Source organism: Rhodococcus sp. NPDC058639 (assembly GCF_042717545.1).
GTDB lineage: Bacteria > Actinomycetota > Actinomycetes > Mycobacteriales > Mycobacteriaceae > Rhodococcus.
Genome location: NZ_JBHXRF010000003.1, coordinates 466565 through 484270 on the forward strand (window position 1 = coordinate 466565; position 17706 = coordinate 484270).

The 17706-nt window shown below is 68.7% G+C and carries 16 protein-coding genes; 9 read left to right on the forward strand and 7 right to left on the reverse strand.

Annotation, left to right across the window (positions count from 1 at the left end):
• Window positions 1-3: 3 nt before the first annotated feature.
• Both ACFWU2_RS07900 and ACFWU2_RS07905 read right to left on the reverse strand, forming a co-directional pair.
• Window positions 4-2982 (reverse strand): AAA family ATPase, encoded by a 2979-nt coding sequence (locus tag ACFWU2_RS07900; protein WP_378603520.1) that lies wholly within the window; start codon window positions 2980-2982, stop codon window positions 4-6.
• Window positions 2979-4163 (reverse strand): exonuclease SbcCD subunit D, encoded by a 1185-nt coding sequence (locus tag ACFWU2_RS07905; protein WP_378603523.1) that lies wholly within the window; start codon window positions 4161-4163, stop codon window positions 2979-2981. Before ACFWU2_RS07905 ends, ACFWU2_RS07900 begins: the two co-directional genes overlap by 4 nt.
• Window positions 4164-4241: 78 nt before the next feature.
• On the opposite strand from ACFWU2_RS07905, the gene ACFWU2_RS07910 reads away from it, so the two are divergent.
• Together ACFWU2_RS07910 and ACFWU2_RS07915 are read left to right on the forward strand one after the other, a co-directional pair.
• Entirely contained in the window at window positions 4242-5405 is a 1164-nt protein-coding gene (locus ACFWU2_RS07910) for a DNA recombination protein RmuC (RefSeq protein WP_378603526.1), read from the forward strand.
• Between the two features lie 24 nt (window positions 5406-5429).
• Window positions 5430-6353: a DUF6542 domain-containing protein gene (locus tag ACFWU2_RS07915; RefSeq protein ID WP_378603529.1), complete on the forward strand. Its 924-nt coding sequence runs from the start codon at window positions 5430-5432 to the stop codon at window positions 6351-6353.
• A 7-nt stretch (window positions 6354-6360) separates the two neighbouring features.
• Here ACFWU2_RS07915 and ACFWU2_RS07920 read toward each other — a convergent pair whose 3' ends face one another.
• Entirely contained in the window at window positions 6361-7359 is a 999-nt protein-coding gene (locus tag ACFWU2_RS07920; RefSeq protein ID WP_378603533.1) for a 4-hydroxy-3-methylbut-2-enyl diphosphate reductase, read from the reverse strand.
• A 78-nt stretch (window positions 7360-7437) separates the two neighbouring features.
• Between ACFWU2_RS07920 and ACFWU2_RS07925 the strand changes: the two genes are divergently transcribed.
• Genes ACFWU2_RS07925 through ACFWU2_RS07935 form a run of 3 tightly spaced genes read left to right on the forward strand, consistent with a single transcriptional unit; the run spans window position 7438 to window position 9610 of the window.
• Window positions 7438-8085 (forward strand): lipid droplet-associated protein, encoded by a 648-nt coding sequence (locus tag ACFWU2_RS07925; RefSeq protein WP_378603536.1) that lies wholly within the window; start codon window positions 7438-7440, stop codon window positions 8083-8085.
• Window positions 8082-9329, forward strand: coding sequence for an exodeoxyribonuclease VII large subunit (gene xseA / locus ACFWU2_RS07930; RefSeq protein ID WP_378603539.1), 1248 nt, complete (start codon window positions 8082-8084; stop codon window positions 9327-9329). Before ACFWU2_RS07925 ends, xseA begins: the two co-directional genes overlap by 4 nt.
• Window positions 9326-9610 carry an exodeoxyribonuclease VII small subunit gene (locus tag ACFWU2_RS07935; RefSeq protein WP_169621551.1) on the forward strand — a complete coding sequence of 95 codons (285 nt, stop codon included), beginning with the start codon at window positions 9326-9328 and terminating at the stop codon, window positions 9608-9610. The genes xseA and ACFWU2_RS07935 overlap by 4 nt, the downstream gene beginning before the upstream one ends.
• A gap of 6 nt (window positions 9611-9616) precedes the next feature.
• Here the strand turns inward: ACFWU2_RS07935 and ACFWU2_RS07940 are convergent, their stop codons facing one another.
• The gene (locus ACFWU2_RS07940) at window positions 9617-10186 is read right to left on the reverse strand and encodes a DUF4245 domain-containing protein (RefSeq protein WP_378603542.1); all 570 of its coding nucleotides are present in this window, start codon (window positions 10184-10186) and stop codon (window positions 9617-9619) included.
• 183 nt (window positions 10187-10369) lie between these two features.
• On the opposite strand from ACFWU2_RS07940, the gene glpX reads away from it, so the two are divergent.
• Both glpX and ACFWU2_RS07950 read left to right on the forward strand, forming a co-directional pair.
• On the forward strand, window positions 10370-11407 hold the full coding sequence (glpX, locus tag ACFWU2_RS07945) for a class II fructose-bisphosphatase (RefSeq protein ID WP_169621549.1): 1038 nt from the start codon (window positions 10370-10372) through the stop codon (window positions 11405-11407).
• An 84-nt stretch (window positions 11408-11491) separates the two neighbouring features.
• Window positions 11492-12910, forward strand: coding sequence for a class II fumarate hydratase (locus ACFWU2_RS07950; protein ID WP_378603545.1), 1419 nt, complete (start codon window positions 11492-11494; stop codon window positions 12908-12910).
• A 21-nt stretch (window positions 12911-12931) separates the two neighbouring features.
• Here the strand turns inward: ACFWU2_RS07950 and ACFWU2_RS07955 are convergent, their stop codons facing one another.
• Window positions 12932-13534 (reverse strand): LGFP repeat-containing protein, encoded by a 603-nt coding sequence (locus ACFWU2_RS07955; protein WP_378603548.1) that lies wholly within the window; start codon window positions 13532-13534, stop codon window positions 12932-12934.
• Between the two features lie 228 nt (window positions 13535-13762).
• On the opposite strand from ACFWU2_RS07955, the gene ACFWU2_RS07960 reads away from it, so the two are divergent.
• Complete coding sequence (locus ACFWU2_RS07960) at window positions 13763-14191, forward strand: limonene-1,2-epoxide hydrolase family protein (protein WP_378603551.1); 429 nt, start codon at window positions 13763-13765, stop codon at window positions 14189-14191.
• A gap of 59 nt (window positions 14192-14250) precedes the next feature.
• Complete coding sequence (locus ACFWU2_RS07965) at window positions 14251-14676, forward strand: carboxymuconolactone decarboxylase family protein (protein ID WP_378603554.1); 426 nt, start codon at window positions 14251-14253, stop codon at window positions 14674-14676.
• Between the two features lie 88 nt (window positions 14677-14764).
• Here ACFWU2_RS07965 and ACFWU2_RS07970 read toward each other — a convergent pair whose 3' ends face one another.
• The gene (locus ACFWU2_RS07970) at window positions 14765-16126 is read right to left on the reverse strand and encodes a PhoH family protein (protein ID WP_378603557.1); all 1362 of its coding nucleotides are present in this window, start codon (window positions 16124-16126) and stop codon (window positions 14765-14767) included.
• A 248-nt stretch (window positions 16127-16374) separates the two neighbouring features.
• On the reverse strand, window positions 16375-17670 hold the full coding sequence (gene glyA, locus ACFWU2_RS07975) for a serine hydroxymethyltransferase (protein WP_378603560.1): 1296 nt from the start codon (window positions 17668-17670) through the stop codon (window positions 16375-16377).
• Window positions 17671-17706: the final 36 nt, after the last annotated feature.

The following is a 17706-nucleotide window of genomic DNA, read 5'->3' on the forward strand; positions in this document are numbered from 1 at the left end:
GGGTCAGCTCGCGACCTGCACAGTGGATCCCGACCGGCCACGGATGACGTGGAGCCGGCTCGGGATCCGCTGGCGCATCTCGTCCACGTGGCTGACCACCCCGACGACACGGCCGCCTGCGCGCAATTCGTCGAGCACACCCATCACCGCGTCGAGCGAGTCCGCGTCGAGAGTCCCGAACCCCTCGTCGATGAACATCGTGTCGAGCACCAGCCCACCGGCTTCTGCCGCGACGACGTCGGCGAGGCCCAGCGCCAGCGCCAGCGACGCCTGAAAGGACTCACCGCCGGAGAGGGTTTTCGTCGACCGCACCACACCGGTGTATTCGTCGTGGATGTCGAGTCCCAGGCCACCGCGTCGGCCCCGGGTGTCGGCCGCGTCGGAGTGCACGAACTCGTACCGGCCACCGGACATCCTGCGCAGTCTCTCGGACGCCGCTTCGGCGACCTCCTCGAGACGCGCCGCGAGCACATAGGAGCGCAACGACATCTTCTTGGCATTGGAGCCGCCACCGGCCACGACGTCCGCGAGGTCGGCGAGTTCGGCCTGCTCGTCGCGGAGAGGGACGAGTTTCGCGTACGCCTGCTCGAGACGCGCCGTGTAGGCGTCGATGTCGAGGTACCGGCGCGCTGCCTCGGTGGCGGCCGCGTGCGCCTGGTCGAGCGCGGCAGCGCCCGCGGTGACCGCTGCCCGTGCCCCGGGCACATCGGCCGTCTCGTCTCCGGTGAGAACGGCTATCGCAGGCTCGGCGAGCGTGGCCTGCGCGACCGCTCGTTCGTTGTCGGCCGCTCGGAGCACACGATCGATCTCGTCGACCCGCTCCCCCGGCCGAAGCGCCGCCCGTGCAGCGTCGAGGTCGGCGAAACCGGCCTCTGTCGCGGCGGCGTGTGCCTCGGCGGACCGCTGCTCGGCGACCTTCCTGGCATGGGAGGCCGTCGAGCGCGCGTCGAGCAGCGCGGTCGCAGCGGCGGCGAGCCCAGCGGCCCGGCGACGCCGCGGCGCGAGGGAGTCGGCGTCACCGACCGCAGCGGTGATGCGGTTGCGAATCTCCCCGGCTTCAGCCGAGAGCACCGCAGTGCGGCGGTCCAGGTCTGCGAGTTCGACCTCGACGCGGCGAATTCGTTCGTCGAGGTCGGTGGCGAGACCGTGCAGTTCGTCGACCGCGGCACGACGCCGAACCAGTTGTGCAGCGGTCGCTTTCGCTGCGTCGTGTGCGCGAACCGCGTCGGCGTGGCTGACGGTGAGGTCCTCGCGCGGAACGTCGCCGCAACGCTGGCGCAGCACCGCAACGGCGCCGGAGATCTCGGTTGCCGCGGTTCGCGCATCGGCGAGCGCTCGCTCCGCGCGCTGTTCCGCAGCCTGTGCGGCGGTCTCGTCGTCCTTCGTGACAGTGTCCGGCGCCGGGACGGCGGGAGCGGGATGCTCTGTGGCACCGCAGACTTCGCACGGCTCGCCGGGCGTGAGCCGGGCCGCCAGTTCGGCGGCCATTCCCTCGATACGGCGACGCCGGATGTCGAGATGCCTGTCGCGGGCGTCGTTGAACGCCGAGTGCAACGTCAGCACCCGTTGCTGTGCTCGTTCGAGGTCGGTGCCGAGCGCGGCGAGTTCGACTGCGGCACCGAGAGAATCAGCGGCACGGTCGCGGGCGGCGAGAAGTCCCGGGACGGACGCGGCAGCCTGCTCCGACTCGCTGACCGCGGCGACCGCGGCAGCGAGCCGGTCGGGTAGTGCAGCGCGCTCGGCGACCAGTTTCGTGTGGTCGTCGCCGAGGGCACGGCGACGCTCGGCCACACGACCCAGGTCCGCCTCGATCGTTGCCACGCGCCGGTGCTGCTCGAGCAGATCGTCGAGCCGCGCAACCTCCGCCGACCACTGTTCGCACCGGGGCCGGATTACGGCGCGGTCGGTGTCTGCGGGAACGTCACCGACCTCGCCGAGCAGTGCCCGGCCTTCGTCGTGTTCCTCGAGCGGAGCGCGGGCTGCGCGCGCCGCCCGGGCAGCGGCCTCCGCGTCCGCGACGGCCCGCGCCGCATCGAGATCGACGACCGAGACCGGAACCGCGCGGCGCGCGGCGTCGCGCTCGCTGCGCAACCGCTGCCGATCGGGTTCGGAGGCCGCGAGCGTTTCGAGCACCGTGAGGGCGCCGGTGCGGCGATGCAGATTCTGTTCCAGCGCGACGGTGGTGTCGAGCGCGCGGCGGTTCTCTGCGTCGACTTCGCGGGCGCGTTCGAGGACTGCGGCGGCGGCATCGCGGGTGTCGGCGGCTTCGGCGGAGAGCCGGTGCGCCCACTCGACGGGGTCCGCGTCGGCTCCCGCCTCGATACCCGCGGCGGCGGCCACCTTCGCGGCCAGAAGATCGACCGTTTTCTGTTGTTCGGCAAGGAGTTTGCCGCCCGTGCCACGGCGGTCGCGGAACCATTGCTCGACATCCCCGAAGCGGGTCGTGTCGAACAGTCGCTCGAGCAGCTTGCCGCGCTCGTCGCTGCCCGCGCGCAGGAACTTCGCGAACTCACCCTGCGGCAGAAGCACAACCTGGAAGAACTGTTCGGCGCTCATCCCCAGCAAGCCTTTGACGGCCTCGCCGATGTCGGGGATCCGGGACAGATTCTCGCCCTGCCCGTCGAGCCAGGTCAGTGTCGCTTTGGCCTGCTGCTTGACGGTGCCGGTGCCCCGCATCTTCGGACGTTCGTATTCGGGACTGCGTTCGAGGAGGATCCGCCGGCCCGAGATGGTGGCTTCGAGCCGGACCCGCGGTGCGACACCGGCCGGAGCGTGGTCGGAGAGGAGGCGCCGGCCGTCGGCGCGCGCCCCGGGGACAGTGCCGTACAGGGCGAAGGCCACGGCGTCGAGGATCGACGTCTTGCCCGCGCCCGTCTGTCCGTGGAGCAGAAACAAGCCGTCGGAGCCGAGTTCGTCGAAGTCGATCTCGACGGTGCCGGCAAACGGGCCGAACGCCGTGACCTCGAGCGTGTGGAGTCTCACGCGGGCACATCCGTCCGGGCGCGGTCGGCGCCGGGCAGTGAGTCGCCGACGCCCTGCTTGCGGTCGGCGTCGCGCAACGCCTGGTCGATCCACCCGAGTTCGCGAGGCGACGGTGCGGACCGCACGTCGCCCAGGAACGCCTCGGCGATCTGCACGTCGCTGCGACCGCGCACCTTGTCTCGGTAGGTGCCTTCGGAGAAGGACGCTGGGCGCTGCCACTCGACGTGTACGGCGTGCGGGAAACGTTCCTGCAGTTTGCGCATCGAGTCGAGCGGACGGACCTGGTCGGTGAGCGTGGCGGACACGTAGTGCTCGGTCGCCTCGGCGTGGGCGGGATCGCCGAGCAGCGTGTCGAGCGTGCCGGTCAACTTGGTCAACGGCCGGACCACCGGCAGGTCGATGCGTTCGACGGACCGGAGACCGGTCTCGTCGAGATCGGCAATCCACACCGCTTTGCGGTGGGTGCGCTCACCGAAGGAATAGGGCAGCGGCGATCCGGAGTACCGCACGTGCTCGGCAACGGTCTGCGGGGAATGCAGATGCCCGAGTGCCACGTAATCGGCGCCGGCGAACGACGCGGCCGAGACCGTCTCGACACCTCCGACGGAGATCGATCGTTCCGACCCGGTCGGCTCGGCACCGACCACGAACGCGTGCGCGAGCACCACGGTGCGGCCCCCGCGCCGAGCGGCGTCCTCCCGCACGCGGCGCATCGCGGCATCCAGGATTTCCTGGTGTGAACGCGCTGTGGGCACACCGAGTTCGGCGCGGGTGATCTCGGGCTCGAGATACGGAAGGCCGTAGAATGCGACGGCCCCGTGCCGGTCCTCCAGGACGACGGGGTGCTCGATCTGCGACACCCGGGTGATCAGGTGCAGACCGCCGTGCGCGGCGAACGCTGCTCCGGCTCCGAGCCGCACCGGCGAGTCGTGATTGCCCGAGGTCGCGACGATGACCGCACCGGCCGCGCGGATGGCCTCGAAGCCCGCATTGCACACCGCGACCGCGTCGGAACTCGGGATCGAACGGTCGTAGACGTCGCCGGGTACGACGACCACATCGATGTCCTGCTCGGCGACGAGGCCGGCGATCGCGTCGAGCGCACGACGCTGGTCGGCGAGAAGGTCGACACCGTGGAAGGTGCGCCCGATGTGCCAGTCGGAGGTGTGCAGGATGCGCATGGACACCGACGGTAGAGGAGCGTTCCGACACCTCCGGGTTCCGGGCGGGTGTCGGACGGATGCGGCATCATGCGCCACATGACCGCACTCACGGCACTCGGACTGCTCGTGGCCCTCGTTCTCGGCGCCGTTCTCGGGTGGCTTGCCCGCGCCTCGCACGACGGTGAACGCGCGGCGCGGGCCGAGTCCGAGCTCGCCGCGTTGCGCGGGAACGAAGCACAGCTGAGGCAGTCGCTGGCCGCGGTGAGCGAGGACGCCGCACGACGGCAGTCCGGCGCGATCGGCGAGCAGGTGTCACGCCTGGTGGATCCGCTGCACGACGCGGTGGGCGCCCTCGCCCGGCAGGTCGAGCAGGTCGAGCGGAGCCGCGTGCACGCGTACGCCGGACTCACCGAGCAGGTCGAAGGGATGCACCGGGTGTCGCAGTTGCTCTCCACCCGGACGCAACAGCTCGTCACTGCGCTCCGGGCACCGCAGGTTCGCGGACGCTGGGGTGAGATCCAGCTCGAGCGCGTCGTCGAACTCGCCGGGATGGTCCGGCACTGTGACTTCGACACGCAGGTCGGCAAAGACGGTGTGCGGCCCGACCTCGTCGTCTACCTGGCGGGCGGCAAACAGATCGTGGTCGACGCGAAGGTGCCGTTCGCCGCCTACCTCGATGCCGCCGAAGCCGATGATCCCGCCGAGCGCACCAAGCACCTGACCCGCCACGCACGGCAGCTACGCACCCACGTCGACCAGTTGTCCGCCAAGGCCTACTGGGAGTCGTTCGACCCGAGCCCCGAGTTCGTGGTGCTGTTCGTCCCGGGCGATCCGTTTCTCGATGCCGCGTTGGGTGCCGATCCCGATCTGCTCGAGTACGCCTTCGCGCGGAACGTCATCCTCTCGACCCCCACGACGCTCGTGGCGCTGTTACGCACCATCGCGCACACCTGGAGGCAGGAAGCGCTGTCCCGCGACGCGGCGACGATCCACCGGCTGGGCCGCGAGTTGTATCAGCGTCTCGGCGCGGTCGGTTCCCATCTCGACCGCCTCGGGTCACAACTGGGCAAGGCCGTCGAGTCCTTCAACGTGACGGTGTCGTCGATGGAGACAAGAGTGGGAGTCACAGCCCGCAAGCTCCACGACTTGGAGATCTTCGACGGCGACGTACCCGAGGTGCGACGCGTCGACGCCTGGCCTCGCCGGAGCACGCAGCAAGACAGAACGGAATCCGACGGTCCTGTCGACGAAGCAAGCTGACGCCGCCGCGCTAGTGTTTAGCTCGTGTCTGCAACCCAACGTGCCCGCTCGGCGGTGCCGCTCGACACGCGGTCGTTGATTTCGACGGTGCCGGGCGTGCCGTGGTGGGGTGCGCTCGCCATCGCGGCGGGGTCCACCGCCGTCGGGATTCTGATCGACGCCGCGCGTGGTAACGAACTCACTTCCGCGTTCACCGCGTTCTACGTGCTCGGGTGCATCGCGGCAGTGGTCGCGGTGCGCCATAGTGGGCTGTTCACCGCTATGGCACAACCGCCGCTGCTTCTCATGGTGGCGGTCCCGCTGGGCCAGGAGATCATTTCGACGGGAAGCTCGTCCGGGCTCAAAGACCTCCTGCTCAACGTCGCATACCCGCTGGTGAACAGGTTCCCGGCCATGCTTCTCGCCACGGTCGTGGCGCTCCTGATCGGCGGCTTCCGGATCTACGCCGCTCAGCAGAGCGCGGGGGGAGCACGTTCGCGTGCCCCGCGGCAGCGCGCACGTTCGGCATCGAGGACACGCGCCGCAGGTCGCAGGACGGCGGATCGGGACAGCGAGCCGAGACGGACACGCAGCACTCCGCGTGCGAATCCCAGGTCCGCGAAGCCCTCGGCTGCGGCGGGCGCCGCGCCCGTGCGCAAGGCACCGCCGCCGACCGCATCGGTACGCGACGTCACCGACACCCGGTCCGAACCCGCACCCAGACGCCGCCCGGCCCCGGTCAGCGACGGTGCTCGCGCCGTCGACCCCGCGCCGCACGTTGCACGCACGCCGCGGCGCCCGCGTCCGCCTCGCACAGATTTCGTGCCGCCGGTCGACGAGCGCGCACCGCGCCGCCGTCCGCCGGCACCCGAGGCAGTCCGCAGGGAGCCGCGTCCGGCCGTCGCACCGCACCCCGCGCCGACGTACGAGCCGCCGCAAGTGCGGTACCGCGACCGCTACGAGGACTGACCGGCGGTCACCGGCGCGCCGCGCGCAGCTCGCGCGGCAGGGCGAACACCAAGGTCTCGTTGGCGGTGGTGACCGACCGCACGTCGTGGAAACCGTGCTCGTCGAGCAGATCGACGACGCCCTGCACCAGGATCTCGGGCACCGACGCACCCGAGGTGATGCCCACCGTCTCGACACCCTCCAGCCACGCCGGGTCGACTTCGCGGGCGTAGTCGACCAGGTAGGACGCACGCGCACCGGCATTGAGCGCCACTTCGACGAGACGCACCGAGTTCGACGAGTTGCGTGACCCGACGACGATGACGAGGTCGCACTCGGGAGCCATGGCCTTCACCGCGACCTGCCGGTTCTGAGTGGCGTAGCAGATGTCGTCGCTCGGCGGATCCTGCAGCTGAGGGAACTTCTCCCGGAGTCGCTGCACGGTCTGCATCGTCTCGTCCACGCTGAGCGTGGTCTGGGAGAGCCAGATGACCTTCTCCGGGTCACGGATCGTCACAGAATCCACGGCGTCGGGTCCGTCGACGAGCTGAACATGCTCGGGGGCCTCGCCGGCGGTGCCTTCGACCTCTTCGTGGCCTTCGTGACCGATGAGCAGGATGTCGTAGTCGTCGCGCGCGAAGCGCTTGGCTTCCTGGTGGACCTTGGTCACCAACGGGCAGGTCGCGTCGATGGTGCGGAGTTCACGTTCTGCGGCGGACTGGTGAACTGCCGGTGACACACCGTGCGCCGAGAACACCAGCACCGATCCCGGCGGAACCTCGTCGGTTTCGTCGACGAAGACCACACCACGCTCGGCGAGAGTCTCGACGACGTGCCGATTGTGCACGATTTCCTTGCGGACGTAGAGGGGTGCTCCGTACTTGTCGAGGGCCTTCTCGACCGTTTCGACAGCCCTGTCTACACCGGCGCAGTAACCGCGCGGTTCGGCGAGGAGCACTCGTTTGCCCGAGGCCGCGCTATGGGCCGATCGAGTGATCCCGACTTCCAGTGGAACAGACGCAGACATACCACCAGAGTACGGGCCGGGCGATCCCCGGGCCCGGCTCGGCTACCAATCATGCGGTTCATCGGGCAGGCTTGAGGGATGATCCGTCCACCGTTCATGGCACGGGTGGCCGCCGGCATGGCCGTCACCGCCTACGAAGAGACCCTCAAACTGCCGAGCACCGCTGTCTCGCTACCGATGACGACGGTGAGCCAGATCCTTCAGACGACGATGCGGTTTCAGCAGGTGCTGACGTCGCTGGCGATCAAGGGCGATCATCTTTTCGAGTCTCTCGGCGCACGCCCCGAGGAAAACCCGGAGTGGGCGGTGTTCGACGAGTCCACTCCATCGGACACGAGCACCGACACGAACGGTGAGGGGTCGGCCACCCCCGGCCGCTTCGCCCTGTATTCGACACCGCCGCCGGCTGCCGACGAACCGGGCCCCTCCACCGCGGAGAAGCCCGCACCCGATGTGGCGGCACCGGCGCCGAAGAAGCGTGCGGCGAAGAAGGCCGCCGGTAAGTCTGCGGCTGCGAAATCCACCGCCACGAAGACCGCCGACGTTCCCGAGATCGTCGAGTATCTCGACTACGACTCGTTGACGCTCGCGCAGTTGCGCGCGCGTCTTCGTAGCCTCTCGGCCGAGGATCTCACCGCTCTGCTCGACTACGAGACCGCACACGCGGCGCGCGCCCCGTTCATGACGATGCTGTCGAACCGGGTCACGTCCGTGCGTGACAAGTGACGGCGGCGCAATCCGCGGCGCGGCCCAATTCTCCGGAGAATCCGTGGCCGGTCCGCACCGTCTCGCAGAAGGTCGCCGGGTGGATCGATCGGCTCGGCACCATCTGGGTCGAAGGCCAGGTCACCCAGATCAATGCGCGCCCGGGCACCCGGACGGCGTTCCTGACCCTGCGCGATGCCTCCGTCGACATGTCGTTGCCGGTCACGTGCTCCCCTCAGTTGCTGCAGAACTCACCGGTGCCGGTCACCGAGGGCAGCCGCGTCATCATGTTCGGCAAGCTCACCTACTGGGCGGGTCGCGGCACCCTGTCGCTGCGGGTCACGGAGATCCGCGCCGTCGGGATCGGTGAACTGCTCGCCCGCATCGAACGGCTGCGGAGTCTGCTGGCAGCCGAGGGTCTGTTCGATCCGCGGCTCAAGCGGCCGCTGCCGTTCCTCCCCCGTCGTATCGGGCTGATTACCGGCAGGGCCAGCGCAGCCGAACGTGACGTGGTGTCGGTCGCTCAACGACGCTGGCCCGCGGTACAGATCGATGTACGGCACACCACCGTGCAGGGCCCGACCGCTGTCCCGCAGATCCTGGACGCACTGGAGGCACTGGACGCGGACCCTGCCGTCGACGTGATCATCCTTGCCCGCGGCGGAGGCAGCGTGGAAGATCTGCTGCCCTTCTCCGACGAGGCACTGTGCCGGGCCATCGTCGCCTGCACGACCCCCGTGGTCAGTGCCATCGGACACGAGCCGGACAGCCCGCTGTCCGATCACGTCGCCGATCTGCGAGCCGCGACACCCACCGACGCGGCCAAGCGTGTGGTCCCCGATGCCGTCGCGGAGCAAGTGCTGGTCGACGAACTGCGGGCCCGCTCCGCGTCGGCGCTGCGCAGCTGGGTGCGGCGGGAAGAACACGTGATCGCGCAACTGCGCGACAGGCCGGTGCTGGCCGACCCGTTCCGTGCGCTCGATCGCAGGCACGAGGAGATAGACAGGCTCCGGGAGGCCGGGCGGCGTGACATCGGGCGGACGATCGCGATGGCGTCGTCGACGCTCGAACACATGCGCGCCCGCTTGAGCACGCTCGGACCGGCTGCGACCCTGGCACGCGGGTACGCCGTCGTGCAGCGGATCGTGCCCGACGGAGCCCCCGAGGTGGTGCGTTCGCTGGGCGAGATGCCCATCGGCACCCAGCTCCGGGTGCGGGTGGCCGACGGCGCGGCCCGGGCCGCGGTCATGGGACACGAAAAATGACGAATACGAGAACTGAGGCAAGAACTGTGGACGACGCCAACGCCGACGTGCGGGAATTCGGCTACGAGCGGGCGCGGGACGAACTGGTCGGCGTCGTGAAGATGCTCGAGCAGGGCGGGCTCGACCTCGACGAATCCCTTCAGCTGTGGGAGCGCGGCGAAGCGCTCGCCAAGCGCTGCGAGGAGCATCTTGCCGGTGCCCGTGAGCGTGTCGAGAGTGCGCTCGCCCACGCGGACGACCTCGACTCGGACGAGGACGCCGACGAGTACGACGAGGAGTAAGCCCTCTCAGGGCACGATCGGCTCGGCCTGATCTGCGGCGGTTGCCAGGGCGGTCAACTCGGCCTCGTCGCCGGATCCGCCGATCAGGATGCGGACATCTCCGAAGTCGGACACCCACAGCGGTTCGACGCCCTCGCCGCCGTAGACGACCCATTCGCGCCCGTCGACCTCGCGGAGGTCGGTGACGGCGCGCGAGCCTCCGGCGACGAACGACACGAGTTCGGTCTGGCCCGCGTTCGACTGGGTGAACCTGACGTACCGGCCCGCCGGCGTGATGTACCCGACGGTGCTCGAGTCGCCACCCTCGGCGCCGGAGATGATGCTGCGGCTACCCGAGTTGGCCTGCCAGTCGTCCGGGACTTCCGGCTGACGGATCGGGAAGCCGAGTTCCTGCGCGTCGTACTGCAGACCTGCATCGACGTCGAACGACGGCACCGGACCGGCGGTCGGTCCACCCGGACTGAACGAGCACTGGCTGGCGATCGCAGCGATGAGAAGACACAGCGCGACCAACGGAATCAGCGACCAGGCCATGTCGCGGGAGTCGTTGAGGATGCGGGGTTTGTCGGATGCCACGCATCCAGTCTGACAGCCCGATGCTGGACGTGCCGACGCCGCCCGGGTCCGGCAGGCTGCGCGAGCGGCGGTGGTGAGACAATCAGGACGCGATACACGTATCGGATCGTGCGGGCGCCGAACGGCGGCCGCCCACGTGCCGGCGCCCCGCGTCGACCGAAAATCTTCAGGAGGCAGTAGCCCATGACGGCCAGCACCCCATCTCGTCGCGAAGCTCCGGACCGCAACCTCGCACTCGAGTTGGTGCGTGTGACAGAAGCAGCGGCGATGGCTGCGGGTCGCTGGGTGGGACGCGGCGACAAGGAAGGCGGCGACGGAGCCGCCGTCGACGCGATGCGTCACATGGTGAGCTCGGTATCCATGCAGGGCGTCGTCGTGATCGGCGAGGGCGAGAAGGACGAAGCGCCCATGCTCTACAACGGCGAAGAGGTCGGCAACGGCGACGGCCCGGATTGCGATGTCGCGGTCGACCCGATCGACGGCACCACCCTGATGGCGAAGGGCGCTCCGGGATCGATCGCGGTGCTCGCGGTCGCCGAGCGCGGCTCGATGTTCGATCCGTCCGCGGTGTTCTACATGAACAAGATCGCCGTGGGCCCCGAGGCTGCCGATGTGATCGATCTGTCCGCCGGCGTCGCGGAGAACATCCGCCGGGTCGCGAAGGCGAAGAACCGCGCGGTCTCCGACACCACCGTCATCATCCTGGACCGTCCGCGGCACGCCGAGATCATCCGTCAGACCCGTGAAACCGGCGCCCGTATCCGGCTCATCTCCGACGGCGACGTCGCCGGTGCGATCGCGACGGCACGTCCGGACTCCGGCGTCGACATGCTGCTCGGGATCGGTGGTACCCCCGAGGGCATCATCGCCGCGGCGGCGCTCCGCTGCATGGGCGGCGAACTGCACGGGCAGCTCGCTCCGACCGACGACGACGAGCGCCAGAAGGCCCTCGACGCCGGCCACGATCTCGACCGGGTCCTCACGACCCGCGAACTCGTCACGGGCGAGAACATCTTCTTCTGCGCGACCGGCGTGACCGACGGCGACCTGCTCAAGGGCGTCCGCTACTACGGTGGCGGCGCGACCACGCAGTCGATCGTCATGCGAAGCAAGTCCGGCACGGTGCGGATGGTCGAGGCGTACCACCGTCTCGAAAAGCTCGGTGAGTTCTCGTCCATCGACTTCCACGGAGTCGAGGGCGCTGCGCCTCCGATGCCCTGATCTCGTCTGTGGTGCGGGGCGGTTCGACGGATTGTGTCGTCGTGCCGCCCCGCATCGCGACTGTGCCGGGCATACGGTGGATTCATGACCGACACATCCGAACAGTCTTCCCAGCAGTTCCGCATCGAGCACGACACGATGGGTGAAGTCCGGGTTCCGGTGAATGCCCTGTGGCGGGCCCAGACTCAGCGTGCCGTCGAGAACTTCCCGATCTCGGGTCGGGCACTCGAACCGGCGCAGATCCATGCACTGGGCCTGCTCAAGGGCGCATGCGCCCAGGTCAACAAGGACCTGGGGTTGCTCGATCCCGCGAAGGCCGACGCGATCATCGCCGCCGCGAACGAGATCGCCGCGGGCAAGCACGACGACCAGTTCCCGATCGACGTGTTCCAGACCGGGTCCGGCACCAGTTCGAATATGAACACCAACGAGGTCATCGCGTCGCTGGCGAAGCGGGCCGGTGTGGACGTGCACGCCAACGACGACGTCAACATGTCGCAGTCTTCGAACGACACCTTCCCCACCGCGACGCATGTCGCCGCGACCGAAGCAGTCGTGAAGGATCTGATCCCCGCACTCGAACACCTCCGCGCTGCACTGGCCGCGAAATCCGAGGAGTGGCGCACCGTCGTCAAGTCCGGTCGCACGCACCTGATGGACGCCGTGCCCGTGACACTCGGACAGGAATTCGGCGGCTACGCCCGCCAGATCGAAGCGGGAATCGAGCGACTCGGAGCGACGTTGCCGCGGCTCGGTGAACTGCCCATCGGCGGTACCGCCGTCGGCACCGGCCTCAACGCACCCGAGGACTTCGGTGTACGTGTGGTCGCGGAACTCGTGAAGGCCACGGGCGTCGAGGCGCTCCGGCCCGCACTCGACAGCTTCGAGGCGCAGGCGGCACGCGACGGACTCGTGGAGGCGTCGGGCGCGCTCCGCACCCTCGCGGTGTCACTCACCAAGATCGCGAACGATGTGCGCTGGATGGGGTCCGGCCCGCTGACCGGTCTCGGGGAAATCCGCCTTCCCGATCTGCAGCCGGGCAGCTCCATCATGCCGGGCAAGGTCAATCCGGTTCTGCCCGAAGCGGTTACGCAGGTAGCAGCGCAGGTGGTCGGCAACGATGTAGCAATCGCATGGGGCGGTGCGGGTGGCGCGTTCGAACTCAACGTCTACATCCCGGTGATGGCCCGTAACCTGCTCGAGTCGATCCGTTTGCTCGCCAACGTCTCCCGCCTGTTCGCCGACCGCTGCATCGAAGGACTCACCGCCAACGTCGAGCGTCTGCGCACCCTCGCCGAGTCGTCGCCGTCGATCGTGACGCCGCTCAACTCCGCGATCGGGTACGAGGAAGCCGCGGCCGTGGCGAAGGAGGCGCTGAAGGAAGGCAAGACCATCCGGCAGACCGTGGTGGACCGGGGCCTGATCGGTGAGAACCTCAGCGAGGAAGAACTCGACCGCCGCCTCGACGTACTCGCCATGGCGCGCGTCGAACCCGAGGACTGATCCCGTGGGCGCGGGCGCGCGTCATTCCTGGACGACCTCGGTGGCACCGTCGATGTAGGTGATGTAGCCGAATTGGAAGTTGCTGCGGAAGCCTCCGGGAACGACTTCCTCGTCACTGATCGGGAAGCCGAGCACGCCGCCCGCGCCGCCATCCGCCTCCCACGCGACACGGATCTCGCCCCACACGATGTGGGCATCGGTGTCCGGGCTCCAGGCGATGATGCCGCCGTCGAACTCGGCGACATAGCCGTCACCGACCTCCTCCTGGTTGCCGGTGGCGTTGCCGAGCGGACTGTCCGCGCCCCCGACCTCCATGTACTTGGCAAGAATCGGGCCACTGAGCTCGACTTCCTCGCCGTTCGGCCCGGGCACGGCACTCGACTGGTCGGCCGCCGGCTCCGACGGTTCCGCCGCACCGGTACTCTCGGCGTCCTCACCGGCCGTGACCGACTCGACCGCGCTCTGCGCCTGCGACCCGACGCTTTCGGCCACCGATCCGACTGCACTGGTCGCGCTGCCCAACGCGTCTTGCGCCGAATTGCCGTCGTCGCCGCAACCGGCGGCCACCAGTCCGACCGCAGCCACTGCGGCTGCGATGGACGCACTTCGTCGTGGAATTCTCATGGCGTCGCTCCTCGAAGGCTCGCAGCCCCGACACTCGGCACTGCCGGAAGTTCGGACTCACACCGATTCCCAGAGTGCCCGATCTCGACGACGAAATTGGCGTTTCCGCCGATTCGACGAGCGGTCCCGATCGGCGGCGCGGGGTCTCGGCTCCCACTAGGATTCGACGCAACCCGACGCCCGGATGCCGGGACGCCTACGGATCGCGCCATCCGTACAAGGAGACACATGACCGAGAACACCACGACAATCCCGACCTCCGGCGGTTCGATCGTCACGGTACGGAGCTTCCTCGACGCGTTGGCATCGGCGGACCTCACGACCGCCTCGGATCTGATCACCGACGACATCGCGTGGCACAACACCTCCTTGCCGACCGTGCGCGGCAAGAGCTTGGTGCGGAAGATCCTTGCCGGGCTGGGACGCCCGTCGTTCGGGTTCGACGTCGTGATCCATCACATCGCGACGGACGGCGACGTGGTGCTCACCGAACGGACCGACATCCTGCGCGTGGGGCCGGTCGCGATCGACTTCTGGGTGTGCGGCACGTTCCATCTGCGCGACGGCCGGATCGCGGTGTGGGACGACCACTTCTCCCCCGGCAATGTCGCGCTGGGGGTGCTGCGAGGCACCGTCCGCGCTGTCACAGGATGGTAGCGGCATAGAATTCGGCCGTCGCCGAACCCGTCGGTGACGTCCGACGAGGGAGCAGTGCCATGTCCGACGCCGAGTACAGCCCGGGGTTCGCAGCGGGACTCGAGATCCGGCGCGAAGTGATGGGAGACGACTTCGTCGAGCGGGCCTTCGAGCGGGCACGTGGCACCGATTCGGAGGAGATGCAGGAGTTCGTCACAGAGCACGCGTGGGGCGCGGTGTGGTCGCGACCCGGTCTGGATCGACGTAGCCGCAGCCTGCTCAACCTCGGCATGCTCATCGCCCTGCGCGCGGAGAACGAGTTGCGCGGGCACGTCCGCGGCGCCCTGCGCAACGGCCTGACCCGCACCGAGATCGTCGAATCGGTCATCCACTGCAGCGCGTACTGCGGCGCTCCCGCGGGATTGGCCGCGATGCGTGTGGTCCAGGAAGTCCTCGAAGCCGAATTGGGACCGCTCACCGGTACCGACACGGGCGAGACCCGATAGCCGGATGCCCCGTTCCCTCGGCAGGAGGGAACGGGGCATCGGGCCGGTCACGCTGTGCGGCGCGCGGAAAGGCCACCGCACGCCGTCTTCACACTCCCGGCGCGAACTCCTCGAGCATGTCGGTCACGAGTGCCGCAATCGGCGACCGCTCGCTGCGCGTCAAGGTGACGTGGGCGAAAAGCGGGTGACCCTTGAGCTTTTCGATGACCGCGGCGACACCGTCGTGCCGTCCCACACGGAGGTTGTCGCGCTGGCCGACGTCGTGGGTGAGCACGACGCGTGATCCCGCCCCCAGCCGCGACAGCACCGTCAGCAGGACGTTCCGCTCGAGGGACTGGGCCTCGTCCACGATCACGAACGAGTCGTGCAGCGACCTGCCACGGATGTGGGTCAGGGGAAGCACTTCCAGCATGCCGCGGCTGATGACCTCGTCCATCACCGCGGGGCTCGCGAGACCCTCGAGGGTGTCGAACACCGCCTGACCCCACGGGTTCATCTTCTCGGCTTCCGTTCCCGGCAGGTATCCCAGTTCCTGACCGCCCACGGCGTACAGCGGCCGGAACACCACCACCTTGCGGTGCGAGCGACGCTCGAGCACCGCGTCGAGGCCTGCGGTCAGCGCGAGCGCGGACTTCCCGGTGCCTGCCTTGCCGCCGAGCGAGACGATGCCGATGGACTCGTCCAGCAGCAGGTCCAGCGCGACCCGCTGTTCCGCGGAACGCCCGTGCAACCCGAACGCCTCCCGATCGCCGCGCACCAATTGGACCCTCTTGTCCGCCGTCACCCTGCCCAGCGCACTCGACGAACCTCCCAGAAGGCGAATACCCGTGTGGCACGGTATGTCCCGAGCTTCATCGAGATCGACGACGCCCTCGGCGAACAACTCGTCGATCACCGGCCGATCCACGTCGAGTTCGGTCATGCCGGTCCACCCCGACGTGACGACATCTTGCGCTCGGTACTCGTCGGCCGTCAGACCCACTGCACCCGCCTTGACGCGGAGCGGTATGTCCTTGCTGACCAGCGTCACCTCGCGCCCGTCGCCCGCCAGATTGAGCGCGCACGCCAGGATCCGCGAATCGTTGGTGTCGGTGCGGAAGCCCGCGGGCAGGACCGCCTGATCGGTGTGGTTGAGCTCGACATGCAGGGTGCCGCCGGACTCCCCGATAGGGATCGGCTGGTCGAGTCGGCCGTATCGCTGTCGCAGGTCGTCGAGCAGGCGGAGCGATTCGCGGGCGAACCATCCCAGTTCGTGATGGTGACGTTTCCCTTCGAGTTCGCCGATCACGACGAGTGGAAGCACCACTTCGTGTTCGGCGAACCGGGCGACTGCCCACGGGTCGGAAAGCAACACCGATGTGTCCAGCACGTAGGTACGGACGAGGGGTTTCGTCGCTGCGGACGCACTCGGGCGTTCGGAACGGGGGGAGACGGAGCGTGTTGCATTCACGTGAGGCTCCTCGATCTGCACAGCACCGCGGCAGACTTCGTTCGGTGGGCCGGTAGTCCCTGGTGTCGTCACGACCACGAGAGCCTGGTGCCGGCCCCCTCGCTCGGACTGTGTCAGCCACACGATCAGGGACCTCCCGCGTACCCGGCACCTGCGCCGACTACACCCCCGACGCTAACCCCGACACGCCCCCTCCGCCGGGTAGCGGAGGGGGCGTGTCGATGAAAATTGCGTTAACGCGGAACCGCTCAGACGAGCTTCCAGTCTTCGAGTCCCTCGTACAGCGGCAGATCCTGCGCGAGCTTGCTCACGCGAGCCCGCAGAGCATCCTTGTCCGCGTCGCCGACGAGCGTCTGCGCGATGATGTCTGCCACCTCGGTGAACTGCGCGTCGCCGAAGCCCCGGGTCGCGAGAGCGGGGGTTCCGATGCGCAGGCCGGAGGTGACCATCGGGGGGCGCGGGTCGAACGGCACGGCGTTCCGGTTGACGGTGATGCCGACCTCGTGGAGGAGGTCCTCACCCTGCTGGCCGTCGATCTGCGAATTCCGCAGGTCCACGAGCACCAGGTGCACGTCGGTGCCTCCGGTGAGCACGGAGATGCCCTTGTCCGCGACGTCGGGCTGGGACAGGCGATCGGCGAGGATCCGCGCGCCGGACAGGGTGCGCTGCTGGCGGTCCTTGAACTCGTCGCTCGCGGCGATCTTCAAGGAGACGGCCTTCGCGGCGATGGCGTGCATGAGCGGTCCGCCCTGCTGACCGGGGAACACCGCGGAGTTGAGCTTCTTGGCCCACTCCTTCTTGGCGAGGATCAGGCCCGAACGCGGACCGCCGAGCGTCTTGTGGACGGTCGTGGAGACGACGTCCGCGTAGGGCACGGGCGACGGGTGCAGGCCCGCGGCGACCAGTCCCGCGAAGTGCGCCATGTCCACCCACAGGTAGGCACCGACTTCGTCGGCGATCGCGCGGAACGCGGCGAAGTCTTCGTGGCGGGGGTAGGCGGACCAGCCGGCGACGATGACCTTCGGCTTTTCCCGCAGGGCGATGTCGCGCACCTCGTCCATGTCGATGCGGTGGTCTTCCTTGCTGACCCCGTAGGACGCGACGTCGTACAGCTTCCCGGAGAAGTTCAGCTTCATGCCGTGCGTGAGGTGACCGCCGTGCGCGAGATCGAGCCCGAGCAGCTTCTCGCCGGGGGTCATCAAGGCCATGAGCACCGCGGCGTTGGCCTGGGCGCCCGAGTGGGGCTGCACGTTGGCGAATTCCGCACCGAAGAGTTCCTTGGCGCGGGTGCGGGCGAGGTCTTCGATGATGTCGACGTTCTCGCAGCCACCGTAGTAACGCCGGCCCGGGTAGCCCTCGGCGTACTTGTTGGTCAGGACGCTGCCCTGAGCCTGCAGTACGGCGCGCGGCACGAAGTTCTCCGACGCGATCATCTCGAGCGTGTCGCGCTGGCGCGACAACTCCCCTGCCATTGCCTCGGCGACCTCGGGATCGAGGTCGGCGAGTGCGGCGGTGTTCATGTCGTTGCCGGGCACAGCGGTCATCGAGAATTCTCCAAGCGAAGGGCGGCGGGATACGTA